Here is a 22,460-nt window from a genome sequence, read left to right as displayed (position 1 = left end):
GTGAGCAGCGAACCGCTCGGCCAGTACGGGGCCCAGTACGCCCAGCCGTACGTGCACCAGCGCCGCACCTACCTGATCGGCAAGGCCCGCCCGAACGCGCCGATCGGCCGGAACCGGGAGTCCGGGGAGATCCTGCTGATCATCTTCGGGGCGTTCCTCGGGATGCTCTGGGGTCTGCTGATGCCGGTCCTGGCGCTGCGGATCGCCGGGTTGATCGGCCTGCCGCTGCTGGCCATCGCGGCGGTCTACGTGCCGTACCGCAAGCGGACGTTCTACAAGTGGGTGGAGATCAACCGCACCTACCGCCGGACGGCCCGCAGCGGGCGCGGGCTGTGGCGTTCGGACGCGATGGACGCGGGCACCCGGATGGACGGCCGGGAGGTGGAGATCGGCCCGCCGCCCGGGGTGGGGCGGCTGCGGTGGCTGACCGCGCCGTTCGGGCCGGACGAGGTCGGGGTGCTGATGCACCTGGAGCGGCGGACGGTGACGGCCGCGATCGAGATCGAGGGCCCGGGCGTCGGGCTGCGCGACTCGGAGGACCAGGAGGCGCTGGTCGACCGCTTCGGCACGCTGCTGAAGCACGTCGCCAACGGGGACGGCTTCGTGACCCGGCTGCAGATCCTGGCCCGCACCCTGCCGGCCGACCCGGACGCGCACGCCAAGGACGTCGAGCGGCGCGGCGACCACGACGCGCCGCGCTGGCTGCAGGACTCGTACGACCAGCTGCAGTCGATGGTGTCGACCTCCTCGGAGCAGCACCGGGCGTACCTGGTGGCCTGCATGCACTACACCCGTGACCTGGCGGCGGAGGCGCACGCGATGGGCCGCAGTGCCCACGACAAGCGCGCGGCCGGTGCCCCGTCCCGGGACGACGACGGGCTGGCGGCCGTGATGGCCCGCGAGCTGACCGACATCTGCGCCCGGCTGGCGGAGGCGGACATCCGGGTGCGCCAGCCGCTGGGCCAGGCCCGGCTCTCCTCGCTGCTGCACTCGATGTACGACCCGGACCACCCGATCGACCACATCCAGGCGATGTCCCGGCGCAACGCCTGGCCGGCCGAGCTGGACGCGACCCACCCGCAGTACCTGACCGCGAAGACCCGGGAGTCGGCGACCCGGGAGCCGTGGTGCCACGCGACGGCGTGGGTCAAGGAGTGGCCGCTCACCCCGGTGGGCGTCAACTTCCTGGCCCCGCTGCTGGTGCACACCCCGGACGTGATCCGGACGGTCGCGGTGACGATGGACCTGGAGCCCACCGACGTCGCCATCGAGCGGATGCTGACCGAGAAGACCAACGACGAGGCGGAGGCCAGCCGCGCGGCCAAGATGAACCGCACGGTCGACCCGCGCGACCTGGCCCACACCGGCCGGGTGGACCAGCGCGGTGACGACCTGGCCTCCGGCGCAGCCGGGGTGAACCTGGTCGGCTACATCACGGTCTCCTCGCGCAACCCCGACGCGCTGGCCCGCGACAAGCGGACCATCCGGGCCTCGGCCGGCAAGAGCTACCTCAAGCTGGAGTGGTGCGACCGCGAGCACCACCGGGCCTTCGTCAACACCCTGCCGTTCGCCACCGGCATCCGGCGCTGACCCGCCGCCCGTGACCGTCCACCCCGCCCGCTGACACCAGGAGGCCGCCCATGACGCTCGGCAACCTCACCGACGCGTTCACCAGCCTGATGTTCGGCAAGGTGGAGACCACCCGGCTGCCGGTGCGCACCTCCACCGGCCAGGCCCAGGCGGTCTACCTGCCCACCGCCGCACCGGGGTTGGGCGACTCGGGGGTGATCATCGGGCGCGAGGTGTACAGCGGCAAGGGCTACGTGTACGACCCCTTCCAGCTGTACGGGCAGCAGCTGCCGGCCCCGCACTGGCTGGTGCTGGGCGAGTCCGGCAACGGCAAGTCCGCGTTGGAGAAGACGTACGTGCTGCGGCAGTTGAGGTTCCGGGACCGGCAGGTCGTGGTGCTCGACGCGCAGGGCGAGGACGGCGTCGGCGAGTGGAACCTGATCGCGAACGCGCTGGGCATAAAGTCCATCCGCCTGGACCCGATGGCGGCCCGGGACGGCGGGGTGAAGCTCAACCCGCTGGACCCGGCGATCACCCAGACCGGCCAGCTGTCGCTGCTGCGCACCATCGTCGAGGTGGCGATGGGGCGCGGCCTGGAGGAGCGGGCGGGCTTCGCGCTGAAGGCCGCGCACGCCCATGTGGTGGCCTCGGTGCGGGATCGTCAGCCGGTGCTGGACGACATCATCGACACCCTGCGCAACCCCGACCTGTCCTCGGTGGAGTCGCTGGGCGTGGCGGTGGACGAGGTGCAGTCCTGGGGCCTGGACGTGGCGCTGGTGCTGGACCGGCTGGTCGACGGCGACCTGCGCGGCATGTTCGACGGCCCGACCACCGACGGCATCGACCTGGACGCGCCGCTGATCGTCTTCGACCTCTCGCACATCGACCGCAACTCGATCGCGATGCCGATCCTGATGGCGATCGTCGGGGTGTGGCTGGAGCACACCTGGATCCGGCCGGACCGGAAGAAGCGCATCTTCCTGGTCGAGGAGGCCTGGCACATCATCAACAGCCCGTTCGTGGCCCAGCTGTTCCAGCGGTTGCTGAAGTTCGGCCGCCGGCTCGGGCTCTCCTTCGTGGCGGTGGTGCACCACCTGTCGGACGTGGTGGACGGGGCGGCGGCCAAGGAGGCCTCGGCGATCCTGAAGATGGCCTCCACCCGGACGATCTACATGCAGAAGGCCGAGGAGGCGCGGGCCACCGGCCGGGTGCTGGGCCTGCCGCGCTGGGCGGTGGAGATCATCCCGACCCTGTCGCCGGGCATCGCGGTCTGGGACGTCAACGGCAACGTCCAGGTGGTCAAGCACATCATCACCGACACCGAACGGCCGCTGGTGTACACCGACCGGGCGATGACCGAGGACGCGGTGGCCGAACGGGCGCGGGCTGAGCGGCAGTTGGCGGCCGAACCAGGGGTCTGAGCGGGGCCCTGGGTCGCGGCCCAGGGCGCCTTCGGGGGGTCGTGCGCAGGCCACCGGTCCCGTCGGGACGGCGGTGGTTCGTCGACAGGCAATCCTCTCGTTACGTCAGACACCCTGACAGCTACGCGCGTTGACCCTAGGCTGCACTCGCGCAACACATCGCCCACGCACCGGTGCCCTCGCCGCCGCGTGCTCCTCCACAGTGCAGGGGAACCTCTCATGCTCACCGTCAGATCCCGACGGGCGGCGTTCGCCGTCGTCGCCGCCGCAGGTCTGTTCGGCACGGTGGTCGTGCCGACGGCCGCCCAGGCCGCCGACGCCAACGCCAAGCGTCACAAGACCGTCAACCTCCAGCTGCTGGCGATCAACGACTTCCACGGCAACCTGGAGCCCCCGGCCGGCTCCTCCGGCACGATCAAGGAGATCGACCCGGCCACCGGCCAGGTGGTCTCGACCCCGGCCGGCGGCATCGAGTACCTGGCCACCGAGCTGCGCAAGGCGCGGATCCCGGCCGACGACTCGATCACCGTCGCAGCCGGTGACATCGTCGGCGCCAGCCCGCTCACCTCGGCGCTGTTCCACGACGAGCCGACCATCGAGGCGATGGACAAGCTCGGCCTGGACGTCACCTCGGTCGGCAACCACGAGTTCGACCAGGGCGCGGCGGAGCTGCTGCGCAAGCAGGAGGGCGGCTGCCACCCGACCGACGGCTGCTACGAGCCCGGTCGCACCTTCAAGGGTGCCAACTTCAACTACCTGTCGGCCAACGTCACCGACGAGCAGACCGGCAAGCCGCTGCTGCCGCCGTACTGGGTGACCAAGTCGCAGGGCGTGAAGATCGGCTTCATCGGCGTCACCCTGGAGGGCACGCCGAACATCGTGACGGCGGAGGGCGTCAAGGGCCTGAAGTTCGGCAACGAGGTCAGCACGATCAACAAGTACGCCGCGGAGCTCAAGGCCAAGGGCGTCAACTCGATCGTCGCGCTGATCCACGAGGGCGGCTACCCGGCCAGTGGCGTCTACAACTACGACTGCGGCCCGGCCGGCCAGGGGATCTCCGGACCGATCGTCGACATCGCGAAGAAGATCGACCCGGCGGTCGGCGCCATCGTCACCGGCCACACCCACAACGCGTACTCCTGCAGCATCCCGGACCCGGCCGGCGTGCCGCGCTCGGTGACCAGCGCCGCCTCCTTCGGCCGGCTGTTCACCCAGATCGACATGAAGCTGGACAAGACCACCGGCGAGATCGTCCGCCCGTCGGTCAAGGCCGAGAACCACGTGGTGCGCCGTACGGTCGAGAAGGCCCCGGACATGACGGCGCTGATCGACCGCTACTCCAAGCTGGCCGCCCCGAAGGCCAATCGGCCGATCGGCTGGATCGCCTCGGACATCAACGGCCGTGGCAGCGGCGACCTGGAGAAGCCGCTCGGTGACGTGATCGCCGACGCCCAACTGGAGGGGCTCGCCCCGGCCGACAAGGGCGGGGCGCAGGTCGCCTTCATGAACCCCGGGGGCCTGCGCTCCGACCTGGTCTACAAGGCGTCGGGCGGTGAGGGCGACGGGGTGGTGACCTACGGCGAGGCGTTCACCGTCCAGCCGTTCACCAACATGATGCAGGTCAAGACGCTGACCGGGGCCCAGCTGATCCAGCTGCTGCAGCAGCAGGTGAGCGGCCTCAACGACGCGGCGCCGAAGGTCCTCCAGGTGTCGAACAACCTCCACTACACCCTGGACATGCGCAGGACCGGCGCGGACCGGGTGGTCCTGGACTCGATCCGGCTGAACGGCGCCCCGGTCGACCCGGCCGCCAGGTACCGGGTCGCGGCCAACGAGTTCCTGGCCGGCGGCGGCGACGGCTTCCCGGCCTTCGCGGCCGGCACCGACAAGCTCGTCGGCGTCTCCGACCTGGACGTCTTCACGGCCTACCTGACGGCCCACAGCTCGGCGGGCTCGCCGCTGAAGGCGCCGGCCCAGGACCGGATCAAGATCCTCGGCCCGGGCGGCGACATCGACTGACCGGCCGTCGGCCGGATCCGAGGACGGGCGGGGCGCTGTCGGGGCGCCCCGCCCGTCCGTTGTTCCCGGCGGCTACTCGGGGGCGGGGCCGCCGGGAAGTCTCACGGTCGCCAGCGCGCCCGGTCCGCCGTCCCCGGCCGGGCCGAGCGTGACCTCGCCGCCGGCTTCCCGGACGCTCTGCGCGACGATCGACAACCCCAGGCCGGAGCCGGGCAGTTGGCGGGAGGAGGGGGAGCGCCAGAACCGGTCGAAGACGTACTGCAGTTCGTCCGGCGGGATGCCGGGGCCGTGGTCGCGGACGGTCAGCACGCCCTGGTGGAGCCGGACGTCGATGGTGCCGCCGGGCGGGCTGTACTTGACCGCGTTGTCCAGCAGGTTGATCACCGCCCGTTCCAGGCCGGCCGCGTCGCCGTGCGCGTACCAGGGCTCGGTGCTCACCTCGAAGACCAGGCCGGGGCCGCGGAGCTTCGCGCGCTCGACCGCCCGGCCGGCGATCTCGTGCAGGGCGACCACGGTGAGGTTGGGACCGGCCTTGGGGGTGTCGGGCCGGGAGAGCTGGAGCAGGTCGCCGATCAGCACGGTGAGTTCCTGCATCTGGGCCTTCATGTTGCCCAGCAGCTTGGTCTTGGTGGCGGCCGGCAGCGGGCGGCCGGTGTCGTTGCTGCGGATCAGCAGGTCGACGTTGGTGCGCAGCGAGGTGAGGGGCGTGCGCAGCTCGTGGCCCGCGTCGGCGATCAGCCGGGTCTGCCGCTCGCGGGAGTTGGCGAGGGCGGTGCTCATCGAGTTGAAGGAGGTGGACAGCCGGGCGATCTCGTCGTCGCCGTGCACCGGGATGGTGGTGCCGACCTCCTCGGTCCGGGCGATGTGCTCGACGGCGTCGGTGAGTTGGTCGACCGGCTTGAGGGAGGAGTGGGCGACCAGACGGCCGGCGACGGCGGCGAGCATGATGCCGCCGAGGGAGACGGCACCGAGGAGGACGGCGAGGCCCTGGAGGGAGTCCTCGACGGACTTGGTGGGGGTGGCGACCATGACGACGGTGGGCATCGTGAACTTGTGACTGGAAGTCAGCCGGACGATCGCGGGTTGTCCGTTGGTGTAAGTCCCGTCGCGGATGATCGACTGCCCTGGCCCGAGCCGGTACGCCGCGGCGTCCCCGGGCTTGGTGACGATCGCCTTGTTCGCCCCGGGCGGTAGGCAGACCCCCGCGGCGGAGAGGAACTGGGTGTCTCGCGGCACGGCCCCGCCGATCTCCGGCAGGCTGCCGCCTCGCTGGTGCTCCAGCGCGTCCTCCGGAGTCGGAAAGCAGGTCAGCCGTCCGGGAAAAGCCGGGGGTGCGCTGGCCAGGTCGAACTTCACCTGGTCGTACAGCTGCTTCTCCACGATGAACCAGCACGCCAGCGCCGACATGGCGATGGCCACCGCCACCGCCGCCGCGCTCAGGAAGGTGAGGCGGCCGCGGAGCGAGCGGGAGCGGTACCAGTGGACGGCGCGCGCGCGGCGGCCGGGCGCCCGTGGGGGAGCCAGGGGCGGGGGCGGAACAGTGCTCACGCGCTGGTGCCGGCGGCCGGGCGCAGGGCGTAGCCGACACCGCGTACGGTCTGGATGAGCCGCGGCAGGCCGCCCTGCTCGGTCTTGCGGCGCAGGTACATCACGTACACGTCCAGGGAGTTGGAGGACGGTTCGAAGTCGAAGCCCCAGACCGCCTTGAGGATCTGCTCGCGGGTCAGGACCTGCCGGGGGTGGGAGAGGAACATCTCCAGCAGCATGAACTCGGTGCGGGTGAGTTCGACCGCCTTGCCGCCGCGGGTGACCTCCCGGGTGGCGGTGTTCATCCTCAGGTCGGCGAAGGCGAGCACCTCGCTGTCGTCCTCGACGGCGGCGCGGGCGGCGGCCTCAGTGGCGAGGGCGTTGCGGCGCAGCAGGGCGCGGACGCGGGCGAGGAGTTCGTCGAGTTCGAAGGGCTTGGCGAGGTAGTCGTCGGCGCCGACGTCGAGGCCGGTGACGCGGTCGCCGACGGCGTCGCGGGCGGTGAGCATCAGGACGGGGACGGTGTCGCCGCGGGAGCGCATCCGGCGGACGGCGGTGAGGCCGTCCATCCGGGGCATCATGATGTCCAGCAGGACGAGGTCGGGCTTGTCGCGTTCGACGGACTCCAGGGCCTCGTAGCCGTCGGTGGCGGTGGCGACCTCGTAGCCCTCGAAGGCGAGGCTGCTCTCCAGGGCGTCCCGGAGGGCGGGTTCGTCGTCGACCACGAGGAGCCGGGCGGAGGGGTGGCCGGCCTCGGCGGTGGTGCGGTCGTCGGCGGACGGGGTCATGGGCGGGTGCCCTTTCTCGTCGGGTGGAGGGCCTGCTGGGTCTGCTGGTCGCGCTGGTTCTGCGGGTTCTGCTGGTGGCCATTGTCCGCCTCGCGGACTCGCGGTCCTACGGATTCCGGCTCACCGGCCGTGCCTCACAGGTTCTGGCCGGCTTCGAGCTTCGGCAGGACCTGCTTGATGTCGTTGATCGGGATGGCGAAGCCGAGGCCGACGCTGCCGGCGCCGCTGCTGCCGGAGGAGCCGGAGCCGCTGGGCGCGTACATCGCCGAGTTGATGGCGATGACCTGGCCGTTGGCGTTGATCAGCGGGCCGCCGGAGTTGCCGGGGTTGAGGGCCGCGTCGGTCTGGAAGGCCTTGTAGGTGGTGGTGCTGCCGTTGTTCTGCTGTTGCTGCTGCTGGGCGCCGCCGCCGCGCATGCCGGGCAGGCCGGGCAGGAAGGGGAGGCCGAAGCCGCCGTTGCCGCTGGTGGAGCTCTCGTCGACCTGGACGGTGACGTCGCGGTTCTCGGCGCTGATGATGCCGGAGGTGACGGTGCCGGTGAGGCCGTCGGGGTTGCCGATGGCGACGACCGGGTCGCCGATGGCCACGGTGGAGGAGTCGCCGAGGACGGCCGGGGTGAGGTTCTTGGCGCCGGTCGCGGTGATCACGGCGACGTCGAGGTTCTTGTCGGTGCCGGTGACGGTCGCGGGGGCGGTGGAGCCGTCCTTGAAGGTGACGGTGATCTGTCCGCCGTCGGCGGCGGTCGAGATCACGTGGAAGTTGGTGAGGATCTGGCCGCCGTCGTTCAGGACGACGCCGGTGCCGGTGGCGGTGCCGTTGCGGTCCTTGACGGTGATCTGTACGACGCTGGGCGAGACGGTGGCGGCGATGGCGGGCACGTTGGCGGTGCCGTCGGTGCGGGCCGAGACGGGGCTGGCGATGGTGCTGACCCGGGTGTCGCCGGACTGGCGGTCGGCGGCGATGACCCCGCCGGTGACACCGCCGATGACGGCGGCGATCGCGGCGACGGCGGTCACCAGGGCGAGGCGTCCGCGCAGCAGGCCGCGCCGGGCCCGGCCGCGGTTGCCGGGGCCTTCGGGGCCGGTGGGGTGCCCGAACAGGGTGGGCGGCTCGGGCGGCATCGGCGGCGGGGGCGGGGTGGCGCCGAAGGCGCCGCCGGAGTGGTCCTCCTGGTGGCCGTACCCGCGGTACGGGTCGGTGCCGCCGTCGGTGGCGCTTTCGGCGCCGCCCTGGTGGTGGCCGTACCCGGTGTAGGGGTCGGTGCCGTCGGTGCCGGAGCCCAGCACGGTGCCCTCGATGACGCGGGGCTCGTACTGGCCGTACTGCTCGCTGGGGTTGTGCCGCTGTTCGCTCATGTCCACCAAGCTCCGCCTGGTGGATGAGGACCGGATGAGAAGCGGCTCAGAACGCGGCGAGAAGCCCGTTGACTTCTCATAAAGCCTGGTCAGACCGCCTCCGGAGCGGAACCTGCTATTCCGGTACGGCTGCGCCCGGCGCGGCGCCGTCGCAGCCGCAGGAACGGCGGATGACCAGGCGGGACGGGAACTTCCGGACCCGCTCGGTGTCCGAGCCGGGCACCATCAGGGAGTCGTCCAGCACCAGGTCGACGGCGGCCCGGGCCATCGCGTCGCGGTCGGAGGCGACGGTGGTCAGCGGCGGGTCGGCGAGCGCGGCCTCGGGCACGTCGTCGAAGCCGGCCACCGCGAGGTCCTCGGGGACCCGCAGGCCGACCTCGCGGGCGGCCCGCAGCACGCCGATGGCCTGGTCGTCGGTGGAGCAGAAGACCGCCCGGGGGCGGTCCGGGGAGCGCAGCAGGTCGAGCGCGACCTCGTAGGCGCCGTAGCGGTGGAAGGGCGCGTCGATCAGGTGCGGCGCGGTGGGGACGCCGTGGGCGTCCATGGCGCGCTGCCAGCCCTCGACGTGGTCGATGACCGGGTCGCCGGGGGCGGGGGATTCCACCGGGCCGCCGAAGCAGGCCACGTACGGGTGCCCGTGCTCCTCCAGCAGGTGGCGGACGACGGCCTCGGCGCCGCCCACGTCGTCGGTGACCACCGCGACGTCGTCGATCGCCTCCGGGCGGCGGTGCAGCAGCACCACCTTCGCCCCCTCCATCGCGGCGAACTCCTCGGCGGCGCGCTGCGAGGGGCCCTGGCTGACCAGGATCAGACCGGAGACCCGCATGCCGAGGAAGGCGCGGACGTAGTGGACCTCGCGGTCGTCGACGTAGTCGGAGTTGCCGATCAGCACGAGCTTGCCGCGCTCGGAGGCGGCCCGTTCGACGGCGTGGGCCATCTCGGCGAAGAAGGGCTGGCGGGCGTCCGGGACGACCATGCCGATCAGGTTGGTCCGGCGGGAGGCCATCGCCTGGGCGACGCTGTTCGGCCGGTAGCCGAGCTGCTCGATCGCCGCGAGGACCTTCTCCCGGGTCGCGGGCGCGACCGGGCGCGGACCGTTGTTGATCACGTAGCTGACGACCGCGGTCGAGGTCCCAGCCAGTCGGGCTACATCGTCGCGCGTCACCTTGGCCACGGGGGGAGTCTACGCGTGTGGCCCCCGGGGCGGCAGTGGGACCTGAGGCCGCTCCGAGGGCTCGACGGGGCCGCACCGGGAGCAATCCGGACGAGCCGGGCGGGGGACGGGCCCGCCCGGCTCCGCGGTGCGGGGGTCAGGCCTCCAGCGGGGCCGAGGGGCGCTGGGCGAGCTCCGGGCGCTCGCTCTTCTCGGGCTTCTCCGGGACGACGAAGCGGTAGCCGACGTTGCGCACGGTGCCGATCAGCTGCTCGTTCTCGACGCCGAGCTTGGCGCGCAGCCGTCGTACGTGCACGTCCACCGTCCGGGTGCCGCCGAAGTAGTCGTAGCCCCAGACCTCCTGCAGCAGCTGGGCCCGGGTGAAGACCCGGCCGGGGTGCTGGGCGAGGTACTTGAGCAGCTCGAACTCCTTGAAGGTGAGGTCGAGCGCCCGGCCCTTGAGCTTGGCGGAGTAGGTGGCCTCGTCGACCGAGAGGTCGCCGTTGCGGATCTCCATCGGGCTGTCGTCGGCGACGACCTGGAGCCGGCCGAGCGCGAGCCGCAGCCGGGCCTCGACCTCGGCCGGGCCGGAGGTGTCCAGCAGGACGTCGTCGATGCCCCACTCGGCGGTCACCGCGGCCAGGCCGCCCTCGGTGACCACCAGGATCAGCGGGCAGCCGATGCCGGTGGAGCGCAGCAGCTGGCAGAGGCTGCGGATCTGCGGCAGGTCGCGCCGCCCGTCGACCAGGATGACGTCCGCGCTCGGGGTGTCCACCAGCGCCGATCCCTCGGCGGGGGCCACCCGGACGTTGTGCAGCAGCAGGCCGAGGGCCGGCAGCACTTCGGCGGACGGCTGCAGTGCGTTGGTGAGGAGGAGGAGTGAACTCATACCCGGTGGTCCCCTTTCCGGGTCGTCGCGGTCGCGTCCCGGCTGCCGCCGCAGTCGGAGGACGCCGGGGTGAGGGGGAAGGACGCCCGGGCGGTGTCGGGGAAGCGCTGGGCGCGCCGGGGGTCCCGCAACCCCCGGTGCACCGTTCCTGCCCTGTTCATCCCGCGAACCCTCCGGTCTGGTCCGGTCCCGGGTGGCGGCCCGGCGCCGGGTGGCGACCCCGCCGGGCCGGCACGTCCTTGTGCCGCGAGAGGCGGGGCGGTTCCCGCGAAGCGCCGGGGGTGGGCCGACGAATCGCACGAACGTCCGTACTGGCGTCCTGAAAGCACAAAAGGACCCGGGGGCGACTCTGCCCGGATCCCTCTTGGTGGTCGAGGATAGCCGACCGGCTCCCGCGCCGGGAGTGCGCGAATCCGGCGGTTCGCCCAATCCGGGCGTGCGCCGGGTGAGCCTGGACACAGCTTCGAGCGCCGCTGCGGGTCGGTCCGGCCAGGCCGGTTGCCGTCCGCACCGGCGGACACGCCATCATGGGACGCACATCGGCGGCGCTGCCGGGATCCACCGTTCGGGTGGTTCGGCGGGCGCGGCGACGGCGAGCCGGACCGGGGCACCGGGGCCGGGCGAGGACGAACGGAAGGGGTGGCCCGATGGGCGCGACCACCGAGCCCGCGAGCGGCGCCCGGGCGCGCGGGACGATCCGCTACTGGGCGGCGGCGAAGTCCGAGGCCGGGCTGGCCGAGGAGCCGTACCGGGCGGCGACCCTCGCGGAGGCGCTGGCGGCGGCCCGGGAGCGGCACGCCGACCGGCCGAAGTTCGTCCAGCTGCTCGGGCACTGCTCGTACCTGGTCGACGGTGCACAGGTGGGCGGCCGGGACCACGCGACCGTGGCCCTGACCGAGGGCGGGACGGTCGAGGTCCTCCCGCCGTTCGCGGGAGGCTGAGCGGCGTGACGGACATGAACAACCCGAACCACGGCGGCGGCTACGGCAACTGGCCGCAGCAGCCCCAGCCCCAGCCGCCCCATCCGCACCGGCAGCCGCCGCACCCGCAGCAGCACCCGTACGGCTATCCGGTGGACGACGAGGCGGCGACCACGCTGCTGCCGCCGGTGCCCGCGCTGGACGACCCGGCCGCGACCACCCTGCTGCCGCCGGTGCCCCCGATGGACGACGCGCCGACCGCGCTGCTGCCGCCCGTCCCGCCGCTGGACGACGCGGCGGCCACCACGCTGCTGCCACCGGTGCGGGTCTCCGGCGCGATGCCGGTCGCCCCGCCGCCGCACTTCGGGCAGCCGCCCGTGCAGCAGTCCCCGATGCCCGCACCGATGCAGGCCCCGAGGCAGGCGCCGACGGCGTACCAGCCGCAGCAGCCGCCGGTGCAGCAGCCGCAGCAGCCGTCCCGGGCACGGCACCGGGCCCCGGCGGCGCAGCAGCAGGCCGCGCCCGCCGGGCCGCCCGTGGCCGGGATGCCGCCGGGCGCCGGGATGCCTCCGGGCGGGCTCGGCTTCGACCCGCCGACCATGACGCTCAAGCGCCCGGACGTCCCGGGCGGCCCTGCCGGGCCCGTCGGCCCCGCCGTCCCGCCGTACGGCGGCGTTCCGCCGCAGCCGCTGCCGGTCGCCCCGCAGGCCGCCGCCCCGGCGGCCCGGAACGGTTCGCCGATCATCGACCCGGGCCTCCAGCCCGCCCTGATCACCGCCGCCGCGGCCGCGCTGCTGGCCGGCGGTGCCGCGCTGGGCCAGGTGGCGCTGGCCCTGGTGGTCGCGCTGCTGCAGCTGCTGACGGCGGCCGGCTGGTTCCGGCTGAACGGCATGTGGCCGGCCCGGCAGGGCATCCTGCTCGCCGCGCTGGCCGGGCTCACCGCCGACGCGGCGGTGCTGCTGGCGGACGTGAACGGCGGTGCGGCCGCTGTGGTCGGCACCCTGGGCGGGTTCTTCCTGCTGGTGCTGGTCCTGCAGACGTTCCGTCCCTCGGACCCGAAGGAGCGGTTCTACGCGCTGACCGTGCTGGGTTCGGCCACCGTGGTGACGGCGCTGTGCACCACGCTGCTGCTGGCCGACTGGGTGCCGGCCGGGGTGGGCGCGGTCGCGCTGGCCACCCTGCTGGCGGCGGCTCCGCTGCCCGGCCCGAAGCAGCTGGGCCCGGTGCTGGGCCTGGTCGCGGCGGTGCTGCTGGGCGTCCTGGTGGGTGCGCCGGTGGCGCTGGGTGCGCTCGCCGGGCTGGGGGCGCTGGTCGGCCGCCGGGTCGCGGCGTACGACTTCCCGTCCCGCTTCGTGCACATGACGGCGGGCGTGGCGCTGCCGCTGGCGGTGGCCTCGCCGCTGATCTGGCTGGCCACCGACCTGCTGGCCGGCTGAGCCGGGTACGTCACAACCGCGTCCCGTCCCGGAACCACCTTCCGGGGCGGGACGTCGTACGGTCGTGCGGTGGACGGCGACCGGCGACGACGGGGGACACGATGCGCGGATGGCTGAAGGCGACGATCGCCCTGGTGGTGCTCGCCGGGCTGCTGGTGGGCGCGGACCGGATCGCGGTCGGGGTGGCCGAGGACGAGGCCGCCGACCAGCTGGTGAAGAGCGGCCAGATGAGCAAGCGGCCGGACGTCACGATCGAGGGCTTCCCGTTCCTCACCCAGGTGCTCTCGAAGAAGCTGGACGACGTCCGGATCTCCTCGGACGGCCTGACCGTGCAGAACGACGGCAAGCAGGTGGCGCTGCACTCCTTCCAGGCCAGGCTCTCCGGGGTCGAGGTCGGTGGCAACCTGAAGAGCGCCACCGTGGACAGCGGCAGCGGCAGCGGCGTGATCACCTACCAGGACCTCGCCCAGTTGCTGCCGCCGGCCTCCCAGCTGATGGGCGGCGCCCCGCTGCCGGGCGGCGCCAACTCCCGGCTGAGCCTGTCGTACGGCGGCCCGGGCAAGGTGAAGGCCTCTCTGGGGCCGGTCTCGGTCGGTGAGGCGACCGTGCACAACCAGGGCAACACCATCACCGTGGACGGCCTCAAGCTGAGCTCGCTGGCCGAGATGTTCGCCGGTCTCACCAACCGGAAGGTCGAGCCGGCCAGCTTCACCCTGGACTCGATGCCGGCCGGGCTGCAGCTGGCCGGGAAGGACGGCGTGACGCCGCTGCCGGACGGCCTCCAGCTGTCCTTCGAGGGCAAGGGCGTCAAGCTGCTGGGCTGATCCCGGCCCCCGTCGGGAGGCCCCCGTTCCGCTCTCCGTTCCGTTCCCCGGTCCGCTCCGCGAGACGCGCTGTCCAGCGCGGCCCGCGGGGCGTCGTCGTTTCCGCCCGTTGTGCGCCGTCGCCGGGCCCCCGTCCGGCGCCCGACCGGTGCCCGGCGGACCGCTTTCACGGCGAATCCCAGCATGCGGTCGTTTCGATCCCGGCATTCGATACGCTGATGACAGCGGCCCCCGGGTGTCCCTAGCATCGTCACCATGAAGCGACAGACGGATCTCACGAAGCGGCGGGCGGTCGACCTGTGCCGCGTGGCCGCCTGTCTGTGTCGAATGCGCTAAGTCGGCGTCTTGGCAGGGCAGTTGAAGCCCGCCGCCGAACTTCCCGGTGATCCTGCCCGGCCTCCCTGGCCGCTGGTCGCCGCCGTACTCCGCAGTTCCCCGCCCGGTTGTCCCGGCTTCGCCGCTCCGTCCCATCATTCGGACAGGAATTCGGACCGGACCCGTCCGGGCACCCCTGTAGCACCCGTGAGCAGCACCTCCGCACACCGCCCTCGGATGGAGAACCACCATGAGCCGCAGCGACGTCCTGGTCGACGCCGACTGGGTCCAGGCCCACCTGGACGACCCGAAGGTCGTCATCGTCGAGGTCGACGAGGACACCTCCGCGTACGACAAGAACCACATCCGCAACGCGGTCCGGATCGACTGGAAGAAGGACCTCCAGGACCCGGTCCGCCGCGACTTCATCGACCAGGCCGGCTTCGAGGCGCTGCTCAGCGCCAAGGGCATCGCCAACGACGACACCGTCGTGCTGTACGGCGGCAACAACAACTGGTTCGCCTCGTACGCCTACTGGTACTTCAAGCTGTACGGCCACGGCGACGTCCGCCTGCTGGACGGCGGCCGCAAGAAGTGGGAGCTGGACTCCCGCGACCTGGTCTCCGAGGTCCCGGCCCGCCCGGCCACCCAGTACGCCGCGCAGGCCGCCGACGCCTCGATCCGCGCCTTCCGCGACGACGTGCTCGCCGCCATCGGCAACCTCAACCTGGTCGACGTCCGCTCGCCCGACGAGTTCTCCGGCAAGCTGCTCGCCCCGGCCCACCTCCCGCAGGAGCAGTCGCAGCGCCCCGGCCACGTGCCGAGCGCCCGCAACATCCCGTGGGCCAAGAACGCCAACGACGACGGCACCTTCAAGAGCGACGACGAGCTCAAGGCCCTGTACGAGGCCGAGGGCATCGACCTGGCGAAGGACACCATCGCCTACTGCCGGATCGGCGAGCGCTCCGCGCTCACCTGGTTCGTCCTGCACGAGCTGCTCGACCAGCAGAACGTGAAGAACTACGACGGCTCGTGGACCGAGTACGGCAGCCTGGTCGGCGTGCCGATCGAGCTCGGCAGCAACTGAGCCCCCGGCTCGACCCGTAAGTCAGAAGGAGACAGACATGTGCGGTGCGAAGGCCGGCGGCCCGGACCTGGCAGGAGTTGACGTGGCGAACGAGACGATCATCCAGGGTTCGGTGACCCGCGACGGAGAGCCGGTCAACGGCTACGTCCGGCTGCTGGACGAGGGCGGCGAGTTCACGGCCGAGGTGCCCACCTCGGCGACCGGCCAGTTCCGGTTCTTCGCCCGCCCGGGCAAGTGGACCCTGCGCGCGCTGGTCCCGGGCCAGACCGTGGACCGTCAGGTGGTGGCCTCCCAGGGCGCCGCCGTCGAGGTCGCGATCGCGGTCTGACCGGGCCGGACGAACACACCGAGGGCCCCTGCCGAGCAGGGGCCCTCGGTCGTACCGTGGAAGACGTGCAGACGAGGCGTCGGCGGCGCTACTACTACGCCATGATGGGCGTGTGCCTGGGCCTGTTCGTCCTGGCCTGGGGCGTGGTGCGGTTCTTCTCGGTGGGGGCCGCGGCGGGCCTGTGCGTGTTCGCGATGGTCATCCCGCCGGCCGCCGCGGTGTTCGCCAACAAGCGGGACCCGGACGACGACTGGTGGAACGACCCCCGCTGGGACGACCCGAAGTGGGACGACCCCGGTCACGACCGGGACCACCCCGACCACGAGCGCCACGACAAGCCGTAGACGTTCCTCGGCCGGACAGGGCCTAGTAGACGAGCGCCTGGACGCCGTCCGCCATGATCTCGCTGACGAAGACCTGGGCGCCCGCGATCCGGACGCCCTCGACGGTGTCCTTCTGCTCGATCCCGCGCCGGACCGCGCACTGGGTGCACAGCGTCACCGAGCCGGACTCCAGGATCGACTCCAGGAGGTCCGGCAGCGGCGCGGCGTGCGGCAGTTCGAACTCCGCGGCCCTGCCCGGCAGGGCGAACCAGGAGGACTCCCCGGTCAGCCAGAGCGAGACCTCGATCCCGCTGGCGACGGCCACGGCCGCCACCGTGAAGGCCTGCGAGCAGCGCTCCGGCGCGTCCGCCCCGGCCGTGACCTTGATGACGAGCTTCTTCGACATGGCGCCACCTTAGAGGTCCCGCCGCCGCCGTCCGCCGTCATCGTGGAATCCCTTGGGCAAACCTTGGACGGCGTCCCGGATCCGGCACGAAACCCGACGTGGTGGGGCTCACCGCGACCGCCCGGACCCCGCTGGATAGAGTGGGCGCGAGCAGAATCCACCACACTGTCGCTGCCTGGGAGCCAACCGTGTCCGCTCTGGAAATCTTCTTCGACGGTCTGCTGGCCCTGATGGCCGTGCTGATCACCTGGTTCGCCATCTTCTCCGTGATGAAGCTGTACCAGGGCCAGCGCTGACCCTGCCGTACGGTTGAGGCAGACCGCACCGACCACGACAGTGACCAGGAACATGATCGAGATCCCCTCTGACCTCCACAAGGACGTCGTCCCGCTCGCCTTCCTCCTCGGTACCTGGGAGGGCGCGGGGGTGTACGACTTCCCGGGCACGGAGAAGTGCAACTTCGGCCAGGAGATCGTGATCCGGCACGACGGCCGGCCCTTCCTGGAGTTCCGCTCCCGCACCTGGGTGCTGGACGAGCAGGGCGAGAAGGTCCGTCCGCTGGAGAACGAGCACGCCTTCTGGCGCATCACCAGCAACCACGACGGCACCACCGGCGCCCGCGGGATCGAGATCTCCTCCGTCCGCGACGACGGCACCGTCGAGATCTGGTACGGCGAGCTGGCCGACGGCAAGCCGCAGGTCGACGTCTCCACCGACGCGGTGGCCCGGATCGAGGGCTCCCCGGAGTACTCCGGCGGCAAGCGGCTGTACGGCTTCGTCAACAACGAGCTGCTCTGGGTCGGCGAGAAGGCCGCCCCGAGCGTCCCGCTGCGCCCGTACATGTCCGCGCAGCTGAAGAAGGTGCTCAGCCCGGCCCAGCTGATCAAGGACATCAACGACCTGCCGGACGACGGCATCGCCTTCTTCAAGTAGGCCTTCGAGTTCGCACGATCCGTGCACGAGGTAGGGACCGGCCCCCGGCCGGTCCCTACACTTGCCTCAGGACCCCCGACCTTGGCAGGGACAGAACCGTGGCGGACACCGGTACCACCGACTGGCAGCTCTCCGGCGACTGGAAGGCCGACCTGCGCGAGCGCGGCTACCGCCTCACGCCCCAGCGGCAGCTCGTGCTGGAGGCCGTGGACGTGCTCGACCACGCCACCCCCGACGACATCCTCTGCCACGTGCGCAAGACCGCCAGCGGCATCAACATCTCCACGGTCTACCGCACCCTGGAGCTGCTGGAGGAGCTGGGCCTGGTCTCGCACGCCCACCTCGGCCACGGCGCCCCGACCTACCACCTGGCCGGTCGCCACCACCACCTGCACCTGGTCTGCCGGGACTGCGAGAAGGTCACCGAGACCGGCACCGAGATCGCCCAGCCGCTGATCGACCGGCTGCGCGAGCAGCACGGCTTCGACACCGACCTCAAGCATTTCGCCATCTTCGGCCGCTGCGCCGACTGCGCCGCCGGGCAGGCCGAGGACCGGTCGTAAGCTGGCCGGTATGACCGGTGTGAAGAGCCCGCTGCTTGCCCTGCCCGGAGCCGTCCCCGCCGAGGGGGCCGACGAGGGAGTCGCCGCCCACTACGGCGACATCTTCCGCGAGCAACGGAACCTGTCGCGGGGCACCGGCTTCGTCGACCTCTCGCACCGCGGCGTGGTCACCGTCACCGGCGCGGACCGCCTCGCCTGGCTGCACCTGCTGCTCACCCAGCACGTCAGCGGGCTGGAGCCGCAGCATGCCACCGAGGCGCTGGTGCTCTCCGCGAACGGACACGTCGAGCACGCGCTCTACCTGGTCGACGACGGCACCACCACCTGGGCGCACGTCGAGCCCGGCACCCAGGAGGCGCTGGTCGGCTACCTGGAGAGCATGAAGTTCTTCTACCGGGTGGAGGTCGCCGACGCGACCGCCGAGTACGCCGTGGTGCACCTGCCGGCCGGCTCCACCGGTTCGGTCGAGGGTGTCCCGGCCGTCCGCGAACTCCCGTACGGGCGCGACCTGTTCGTGCCGCGCGCCGAGCTGGAACAGCGCACCGCCGGGTACGGCCCGGCGGCCGGGGTGTGGGCGTACGAGGCGCTGCGGATCGAGGGCCACCGGCCCCGGCTCGGCTTCGAGACCGACCACCGGACCATCCCGCACGAGGTGGACTGGCTGGGCACCGCCGTCCACCTGCAGAAGGGCTGCTACCGCGGCCAGGAGACCGTCGCCCGGGTGCACAACCTGGGCCGCCCGCCGCGCCGGCTGGTCTTCCTGCACCTGGACGGCACCGAGGAGACGCTGCCCCCGCACGGCACCGAGGTGCGGCTGGCCACCGACCCGGACGGGCGGTCGCTGGGCTTCGTGACCTCCTCGGCCCGGCACCACGAGCTCGGGCCGATCGCGCTGGCGATCGTCAAGCGGAACGTCCCGGTGGACGCGGTGCTGCTGGCCGGGACGGTGCCGGGCACCCAGGACGTGATCGTCCCGCAGTAGCGCGGACGGCGCGGTCCGCGCGGACCGCGCCGCCCGGACCGCGTCGCTCAGACCTCCACGAGGACGGTGAACGGGCCGTCGTTCACCAGCGCCACCTGCATGTCGGCGCCGAACCGGCCCGTCTCCACCTTGGCGCCGAGCGCCCGCAGCTGGGCCACCACCTCGTCCACCAGCGGCTCGGCGACCGGCCCGGGGGCGGCGGCGTTCCAGGTGGGGCGGCGGCCCTTGCGGGCGTCGCCGTAGAGGGTGAACTGGCTGATCACCAGCAGCGGGCCGCCGATGTCCGAGCAACTCCGCTCCACGCCCTCGTTGTTATTCCCCTGCTCGGGGGAAGGCGGCAGGATCCGCAGCGTCCAGAGCTTGCGGGCCAGTTGGGCCGCCTGGGCCGGGGTGTCCCCGTGGGTCACGCCGACCAGGACGCACAGTCCGGGCCCCTCGATCGCGCCGACGGTCTCTCCGGCCACGGTCACCCGGGCCTCGGTCACTCGCTGCACCACTGCTCGCATGCCGCCATTGTGCCGGAGCGCGGTACGGGCCCGTGGGGCTCCGGGGAATCACGTGGGGCTCCGGGGAATCCGGGGGCGCCGCGTTCCGGCGGGCGTCCGGGGCGGGACCGGACGGCGTACGCGAGGGGCGCGTGAAGCCATGGCGCGCGCCGTGTAGCGCACGCCTGCGCAGGGTCGGGCGCCGCTCTTCCAGCGGAAAGGCCTGGTCATATCAGCCACCCCCGTTCGCCAGGGGGCCGTTCGGGTGCACGGGCGGTGCGCGCGCGCCTGGTGGGGTGGCACGCTGGGGAACCGTACGAGGGGCCCGGCGCGCCTGAAGGTCCGCCGCACCGGGCCTGGGTTCGGCCGGGCGGTCGAGCCGGTAGGTCAGGCGTTCTGTCGGGGTCGCCCCGGCGGGTGGTCCCGGCCGGGGAGCGGAACCCTTCGGGGCCCCCGGGCGTGCCAACGGACGGGACGTGCGGGCCCGTCGGGGGACGGGCCGGGCCGGCGGCAGGGACGGAGTGCCGCGAGCGGGCGGGATCGGACGACGGCAGGTGGGTTGGATGATGGACGCGAGCAGCGCGGCGTGGAGCCTCTCCGGGCGGGTGGCGCAGGCCCCCGGGGCCCCGGTCGGCCCGGACGGCGAGCCCGACCTGGAGCGGCTGGGCCTGGACCAGCTGCGCACCCTGCGCCGGGAGACCCTGGAGCAGGAGGCCGACCTGTCCTACCTGCGGCGGCTGCTGCACGGGCGGATGGACATCCTGCGCGCCGAACTCGACCGCCGCCCCGGCGGCCCGGTCCGGACCGGCGGTGTCCGGCCGGTCGGCGAGGAACCCGGCGGCGACCTGCTGGACCGGCTGCCGGCCATCCTGACCGACGCTCCCTCCACGGTGCGGCGCTCGGCCCGGCACGTCACCCTCGGCCCGCCGCGCACCCAGGAGTCGCAGCTGGAGGCGGACGCGTTGATGGGCGACGTCCAGCTCGCCGACCTGGCCGCCCACCCGGCCGAGGAACTGCTGGCCGCCCTGGAGCGGCTGCGCGCCCACGAGCGCGAGGTGTCCGGCCGCCGGCAGCTGCTGCTGCGGACGGCCGACGGTTGCAACGCCGAGATCACCCGCAGGTACCGTGATGGGGAAGCACGGGTCGACGACCTGCTCGCGGAGAGGCCGCTCTGACCGGGTGAGTCGTCGGGGGCGGGTGGGGTCCGGCTTCCTCCCGGCCCACCCTCGCCCCCGGAAGGCTCCCCGATGCCCCAGTCCGCCACCCCGCCCGTGCTCGCCGAGGTCATACGCTCGGGCTTCACCGAGGGCCGTCACCACGGTTCCCTGGTCCTGCTCGCCGCCGACGGCTCGGTCGAGTTCGCGCTCGGCGACCCCGACGCGCCGGTCTTCCCCCGCTCGACGGCCAAGCCGTTCCAGGCGGTGGCCACCCTGCGGGCCGGGCTGGCGATCGAGGGCGAGCTGCTGGCGCTGGCGGCCTCCAGCCACTCTGCGGAAACGTTCCACCTCGACGGTGTCCGGGCCATCCTCGGCTCCGCGGGCCTCGACGAGTCGGCCCTGCGCACCCCGGCCGACCTGCCGCTGGACGAGACCGAGGCGGAGCTGCTGCTCGCGGCCGGCGGGCGGCGCGCCCCGATCCTGATGGACTGCTCGGGCAAGCACGCCGGCTGGCTGGCCGCCTGCGTCGCCAACGGCTGGGACACCGAGGGCTACCTCGACCCGGCGCACCCGATCCAGGACCTGGCCCGCGAGGCCCTCGCGGAGGGCACCGGCGAGACCCCCGTGCACACCGGCGTGGACGGCTGCGGCGCCCCGCTGCTGGCCGTCTCGCTGACCGGCCTGGCCCGCGGCTACCGCAGCCTGGTGCTGGCCGCCGAGGGCAGTGCGCCGCGCCGGGTGGCCGACGCCATGCGCGCCCACCCCGAGTACGTGGCCGGCACCCGCCGGGCCGACACCTGGCTGATGCGGGCCGTCCCGGGCGCACTGTCCAAGATGGGCGCCGAGGCCGTCCAGGTGGTCGCGCTGCCGGACGGCCGGGCGCTCGCGTTCAAGATCGAGGACGGCTCGGAGCGGGCCCGCGGCCCGGTGCTGGCGGCGGCGCTGCGCCGGCTCGGGGTGACCGGGGCCGACGACACCGTCGAGCGGATCGGCGCGGCCCCGCTGCTCGGCGGCGGCGTGCCGGTCGGCGAGGTCCGGGCGGCGTTCTGACCGCGGCGCTCGGGGTGCGGGCGGACCCGGGGCGGTGCACGGTGGACCGGGGGCCGTCGCACAGCTGAGGGAGTCCGCCATGACCGACCACGTGTACCGGGTGACCGAGATCGTCGGGTCCTCGCCCGAGAGCGTCGACGCCGCGATCCGCAACGCGGTGGAACGCGCCTCCCGGACGCTGCGCAACCTCGACTGGTTCGAGGTCGGGCAGGTCCGGGGCCACCTGGAGGACGGCCGGGTCAAGCACTACCAGGTGTGCATCAAGGTCGGCTTCCGGCTGGAGGACTGAGCGCCGGAGAACTGAACACCGGAGGACCGGGCGCCGGACCTCCGGACCTCCGGACACGACAGGGGCCGGGCCGCGGACGAATCCGCGGCCCGGCCCCAAAGGCGTCCCGACTCAGATCGGAACGACGGCTCAGTGGCCGCCCTGCTCCGCCAGGCGCTTGACCGAAGCGGTGACCTCGGCCTCGGCCTCGACGCGGCCGACCCAGTTGGCACCCTCGACCGACTTGCCGGGCTCCAGGTCCTTGTAGACCTCGAAGAAGTGCTGGATCTCCAGGCGGTCGAACTCCGACACGTGGTGGATGTCGCGCAGGTGCTCCCAGCGCGGGTCGGTCGCCGGGACGCACAGCAGCTTGTCGTCGCCGCCGGCCTCGTCGGTCATGTGGAACATGCCGATGGCGCGGCACTTGATGAGGCAGCCCGGGAAGGTCGGCTCGTCCAGGATGACCAGGGCGTCCAGCGGGTCGCCGTCCTCGCCGAGCGTGCCCTCGACGTAGCCGTAGTCGGCCGGGTAGCGGGTCGAGGTGAAGAGCATCCGGTCGAGCCGCAGACGACCGGTCTCGTGGTCGACCTCGTACTTGTTACGAGAGCCCTTCGGGATTTCGATAAGGACGTCGAACTCCAACGGTGCCTCCAAGGTAGGGA

General features: G+C 72.7%; 24 protein-coding genes. 16 read left to right on the top strand and 8 right to left on the bottom strand.

Translation table 11 applies throughout. The annotated features are described in order from the left end of the window. From ACIP4P_RS42895 to ACIP4P_RS42885, 3 genes are all read left to right on the top strand, one after another. A complete protein-coding gene (locus tag ACIP4P_RS42895; protein WP_350517205.1) occupies positions 1-1,590 on the top strand; it encodes an SCO6880 family protein in 1,590 nt (529 codons plus the stop codon). Between the two features lie 50 nt (positions 1,591-1,640). Beyond that, positions 1,641-2,990, top strand: coding sequence for an ATP-binding protein (locus ACIP4P_RS42890; protein ID WP_400929253.1), 1,350 nt, complete (start codon positions 1,641-1,643; stop codon positions 2,988-2,990). Between the two features lie 219 nt (positions 2,991-3,209). After that, positions 3,210-5,009, top strand: coding sequence for a bifunctional metallophosphatase/5'-nucleotidase (locus ACIP4P_RS42885; protein ID WP_400929250.1), 1,800 nt, complete (start codon positions 3,210-3,212; stop codon positions 5,007-5,009). Positions 5,010-5,081: 72 nt separating this feature from the next. Here ACIP4P_RS42885 and ACIP4P_RS42880 read toward each other — a convergent pair whose 3' ends face one another. The 5 genes from ACIP4P_RS42880 to ACIP4P_RS42860 all read right to left on the bottom strand — a co-directional run bounded on the left by ACIP4P_RS42880 (position 5,082) and on the right by ACIP4P_RS42860 (position 10,721). Next, a complete protein-coding gene (locus ACIP4P_RS42880; protein ID WP_400929247.1) occupies positions 5,082-6,557 on the bottom strand; it encodes a sensor histidine kinase in 1,476 nt (491 codons plus the stop codon). Next, positions 6,554-7,324, bottom strand: a complete 771-nt coding sequence (locus ACIP4P_RS42875; protein ID WP_400929244.1) for a response regulator transcription factor — start codon at positions 7,322-7,324, stop codon at positions 6,554-6,556. Before ACIP4P_RS42875 ends, ACIP4P_RS42880 begins: the two co-directional genes overlap by 4 nt. A 134-nt stretch (positions 7,325-7,458) precedes the next feature. Continuing rightward, positions 7,459-8,679 carry a S1C family serine protease gene (locus tag ACIP4P_RS42870; protein ID WP_400929241.1) on the bottom strand — a complete coding sequence of 407 codons (1,221 nt, stop codon included), beginning with the start codon at positions 8,677-8,679 and terminating at the stop codon, positions 7,459-7,461. 115 nt (positions 8,680-8,794) lie between these two features. After that, complete coding sequence (locus ACIP4P_RS42865; protein ID WP_400929238.1) at positions 8,795-9,853, bottom strand: LacI family DNA-binding transcriptional regulator; 1,059 nt, start codon at positions 9,851-9,853, stop codon at positions 8,795-8,797. Positions 9,854-9,989: 136 nt separating this feature from the next. Then, the gene (locus ACIP4P_RS42860; RefSeq protein WP_350517212.1) at positions 9,990-10,721 is read right to left on the bottom strand and encodes a response regulator transcription factor; all 732 of its coding nucleotides are present in this window, start codon (positions 10,719-10,721) and stop codon (positions 9,990-9,992) included. A 647-nt stretch (positions 10,722-11,368) separates the two neighbouring features. Here ACIP4P_RS42860 and ACIP4P_RS42855 point away from each other — a divergent pair. The 7 genes from ACIP4P_RS42855 (at position 11,369) to ACIP4P_RS42825 (ending at position 15,975) form a co-directional block, all read left to right on the top strand. Further along, positions 11,369-11,662, top strand: a complete 294-nt coding sequence (locus tag ACIP4P_RS42855) for a MoaD/ThiS family protein (protein ID WP_350517213.1) — start codon at positions 11,369-11,371, stop codon at positions 11,660-11,662. Positions 11,663-11,667: 5 nt separating this feature from the next. Beyond that, complete coding sequence (locus ACIP4P_RS42850) at positions 11,668-13,077, top strand: hypothetical protein (protein WP_400929233.1); 1,410 nt, start codon at positions 11,668-11,670, stop codon at positions 13,075-13,077. A gap of 101 nt (positions 13,078-13,178) precedes the next feature. Next, positions 13,179-13,901, top strand: coding sequence for a DUF2993 domain-containing protein (locus ACIP4P_RS42845; protein WP_400929230.1), 723 nt, complete (start codon positions 13,179-13,181; stop codon positions 13,899-13,901). 255 nt (positions 13,902-14,156) lie between these two features. Continuing rightward, entirely contained in the window at positions 14,157-14,237 is an 81-nt protein-coding gene (locus tag ACIP4P_RS42840; RefSeq protein WP_350517234.1) for an Ms5788A family Cys-rich leader peptide, read from the top strand. A gap of 229 nt (positions 14,238-14,466) precedes the next feature. Further along, complete coding sequence (locus ACIP4P_RS42835) at positions 14,467-15,303, top strand: sulfurtransferase (RefSeq protein WP_350517216.1); 837 nt, start codon at positions 14,467-14,469, stop codon at positions 15,301-15,303. Between the two features lie 37 nt (positions 15,304-15,340). Then, positions 15,341-15,631 (top strand): DUF1416 domain-containing protein, encoded by a 291-nt coding sequence (locus tag ACIP4P_RS42830; protein WP_030244525.1) that lies wholly within the window; start codon positions 15,341-15,343, stop codon positions 15,629-15,631. A 65-nt stretch (positions 15,632-15,696) separates the two neighbouring features. Further along, positions 15,697-15,975: a DUF3099 domain-containing protein gene (locus tag ACIP4P_RS42825; RefSeq protein ID WP_400929226.1), complete on the top strand. Its 279-nt coding sequence runs from the start codon at positions 15,697-15,699 to the stop codon at positions 15,973-15,975. Between the two features lie 22 nt (positions 15,976-15,997). Here ACIP4P_RS42825 and ACIP4P_RS42820 read toward each other — a convergent pair whose 3' ends face one another. Then, a complete protein-coding gene (locus ACIP4P_RS42820; protein WP_350517218.1) occupies positions 15,998-16,360 on the bottom strand; it encodes a DsrE family protein in 363 nt (120 codons plus the stop codon). Between the two features lie 348 nt (positions 16,361-16,708). On the opposite strand from ACIP4P_RS42820, the gene ACIP4P_RS42815 reads away from it, so the two are divergent. From ACIP4P_RS42815 to ACIP4P_RS42805, 3 genes are all read left to right on the top strand, one after another. Beyond that, positions 16,709-17,293: an FABP family protein gene (locus ACIP4P_RS42815; RefSeq protein WP_350517219.1), complete on the top strand. Its 585-nt coding sequence runs from the start codon at positions 16,709-16,711 to the stop codon at positions 17,291-17,293. Positions 17,294-17,391: 98 nt separating this feature from the next. Continuing rightward, entirely contained in the window at positions 17,392-17,856 is a 465-nt protein-coding gene (locus ACIP4P_RS42810) for a Fur family transcriptional regulator (RefSeq protein WP_350517220.1), read from the top strand. A gap of 19 nt (positions 17,857-17,875) precedes the next feature. Beyond that, positions 17,876-18,838, top strand: coding sequence for a folate-binding protein (locus ACIP4P_RS42805; RefSeq protein WP_350517235.1), 963 nt, complete (start codon positions 17,876-17,878; stop codon positions 18,836-18,838). A gap of 47 nt (positions 18,839-18,885) precedes the next feature. Here the strand turns inward: ACIP4P_RS42805 and dtd are convergent, their stop codons facing one another. After that, on the bottom strand, positions 18,886-19,344 hold the full coding sequence (gene dtd / locus ACIP4P_RS42800) for a D-aminoacyl-tRNA deacylase (RefSeq protein WP_400929221.1): 459 nt from the start codon (positions 19,342-19,344) through the stop codon (positions 18,886-18,888). Between the two features lie 542 nt (positions 19,345-19,886). On the opposite strand from dtd, the gene ACIP4P_RS42795 reads away from it, so the two are divergent. The 3 genes from ACIP4P_RS42795 to ACIP4P_RS42785 all read left to right on the top strand — a co-directional run bounded on the left by ACIP4P_RS42795 (position 19,887) and on the right by ACIP4P_RS42785 (position 21,819). Beyond that, positions 19,887-20,498 (top strand): ABC transporter substrate-binding protein, encoded by a 612-nt coding sequence (locus ACIP4P_RS42795; RefSeq protein WP_400929218.1) that lies wholly within the window; start codon positions 19,887-19,889, stop codon positions 20,496-20,498. Positions 20,499-20,570: 72 nt separating this feature from the next. Then, positions 20,571-21,530: an asparaginase gene (locus tag ACIP4P_RS42790; protein ID WP_400929215.1), complete on the top strand. Its 960-nt coding sequence runs from the start codon at positions 20,571-20,573 to the stop codon at positions 21,528-21,530. A 79-nt stretch (positions 21,531-21,609) separates the two neighbouring features. Continuing rightward, a complete protein-coding gene (locus ACIP4P_RS42785) occupies positions 21,610-21,819 on the top strand; it encodes a dodecin (protein ID WP_350517224.1) in 210 nt (69 codons plus the stop codon). 129 nt (positions 21,820-21,948) lie between these two features. Here the strand turns inward: ACIP4P_RS42785 and ACIP4P_RS42780 are convergent, their stop codons facing one another. Further along, positions 21,949-22,440 carry an inorganic diphosphatase gene (locus ACIP4P_RS42780; RefSeq protein ID WP_350517236.1) on the bottom strand — a complete coding sequence of 164 codons (492 nt, stop codon included), beginning with the start codon at positions 22,438-22,440 and terminating at the stop codon, positions 21,949-21,951. Between the last annotated feature and the right edge of the window lie 20 nt (positions 22,441-22,460).

This window comes from Kitasatospora sp. NPDC089509 (assembly GCF_044749365.1).
GTDB lineage: Bacteria > Actinomycetota > Actinomycetes > Streptomycetales > Streptomycetaceae > Kitasatospora.
The sequence above is the reverse complement of the archived record's forward strand: the minus strand, read 5'-3'. Positions and strand labels throughout refer to the sequence as shown.

Excerpts from the sequence above, each read along its gene's own strand:
- ACIP4P_RS42860 (WP_350517212.1), bottom strand. The coding sequence starts at position 10,721 with ATGAGTTCACTCCTCCTCCTCACCAACGCACTGCAGCCGTCCGCCGAA.
- ACIP4P_RS42845 (WP_400929230.1), top strand. The coding sequence starts at position 13,179 with ATGCGCGGATGGCTGAAGGCGACGATCGCCCTGGTGGTGCTCGCCGGG.
- ACIP4P_RS42835 (WP_350517216.1), top strand. The coding sequence starts at position 14,467 with ATGAGCCGCAGCGACGTCCTGGTCGACGCCGACTGGGTCCAGGCCCAC.
- ACIP4P_RS42875 (WP_400929244.1), bottom strand. The coding sequence starts at position 7,324 with ATGACCCCGTCCGCCGACGACCGCACCACCGCCGAGGCCGGCCACCCC.
- ACIP4P_RS42830 (WP_030244525.1), top strand. The coding sequence starts at position 15,341 with ATGTGCGGTGCGAAGGCCGGCGGCCCGGACCTGGCAGGAGTTGACGTG.
- ACIP4P_RS42855 (WP_350517213.1), top strand. The coding sequence starts at position 11,369 with ATGGGCGCGACCACCGAGCCCGCGAGCGGCGCCCGGGCGCGCGGGACG.
- ACIP4P_RS42785 (WP_350517224.1), top strand. The coding sequence starts at position 21,610 with ATGACCGACCACGTGTACCGGGTGACCGAGATCGTCGGGTCCTCGCCC.
- ACIP4P_RS42890 (WP_400929253.1), top strand. The coding sequence starts at position 1,641 with ATGACGCTCGGCAACCTCACCGACGCGTTCACCAGCCTGATGTTCGGC.
- ACIP4P_RS42815 (WP_350517219.1), top strand. The coding sequence starts at position 16,709 with ATGATCGAGATCCCCTCTGACCTCCACAAGGACGTCGTCCCGCTCGCC.
- ACIP4P_RS42820 (WP_350517218.1), bottom strand. The coding sequence starts at position 16,360 with ATGTCGAAGAAGCTCGTCATCAAGGTCACGGCCGGGGCGGACGCGCCG.
- ACIP4P_RS42790 (WP_400929215.1), top strand. The coding sequence starts at position 20,571 with ATGCCCCAGTCCGCCACCCCGCCCGTGCTCGCCGAGGTCATACGCTCG.
- ACIP4P_RS42870 (WP_400929241.1), bottom strand. The coding sequence starts at position 8,679 with ATGAGCGAACAGCGGCACAACCCCAGCGAGCAGTACGGCCAGTACGAG.
- dtd (WP_400929221.1), bottom strand. The coding sequence starts at position 19,344 with ATGCGAGCAGTGGTGCAGCGAGTGACCGAGGCCCGGGTGACCGTGGCC.
- ACIP4P_RS42795 (WP_400929218.1), top strand. The coding sequence starts at position 19,887 with ATGATGGACGCGAGCAGCGCGGCGTGGAGCCTCTCCGGGCGGGTGGCG.
- ACIP4P_RS42840 (WP_350517234.1), top strand. The coding sequence starts at position 14,157 with ATGAAGCGACAGACGGATCTCACGAAGCGGCGGGCGGTCGACCTGTGC.
- ACIP4P_RS42885 (WP_400929250.1), top strand. The coding sequence starts at position 3,210 with ATGCTCACCGTCAGATCCCGACGGGCGGCGTTCGCCGTCGTCGCCGCC.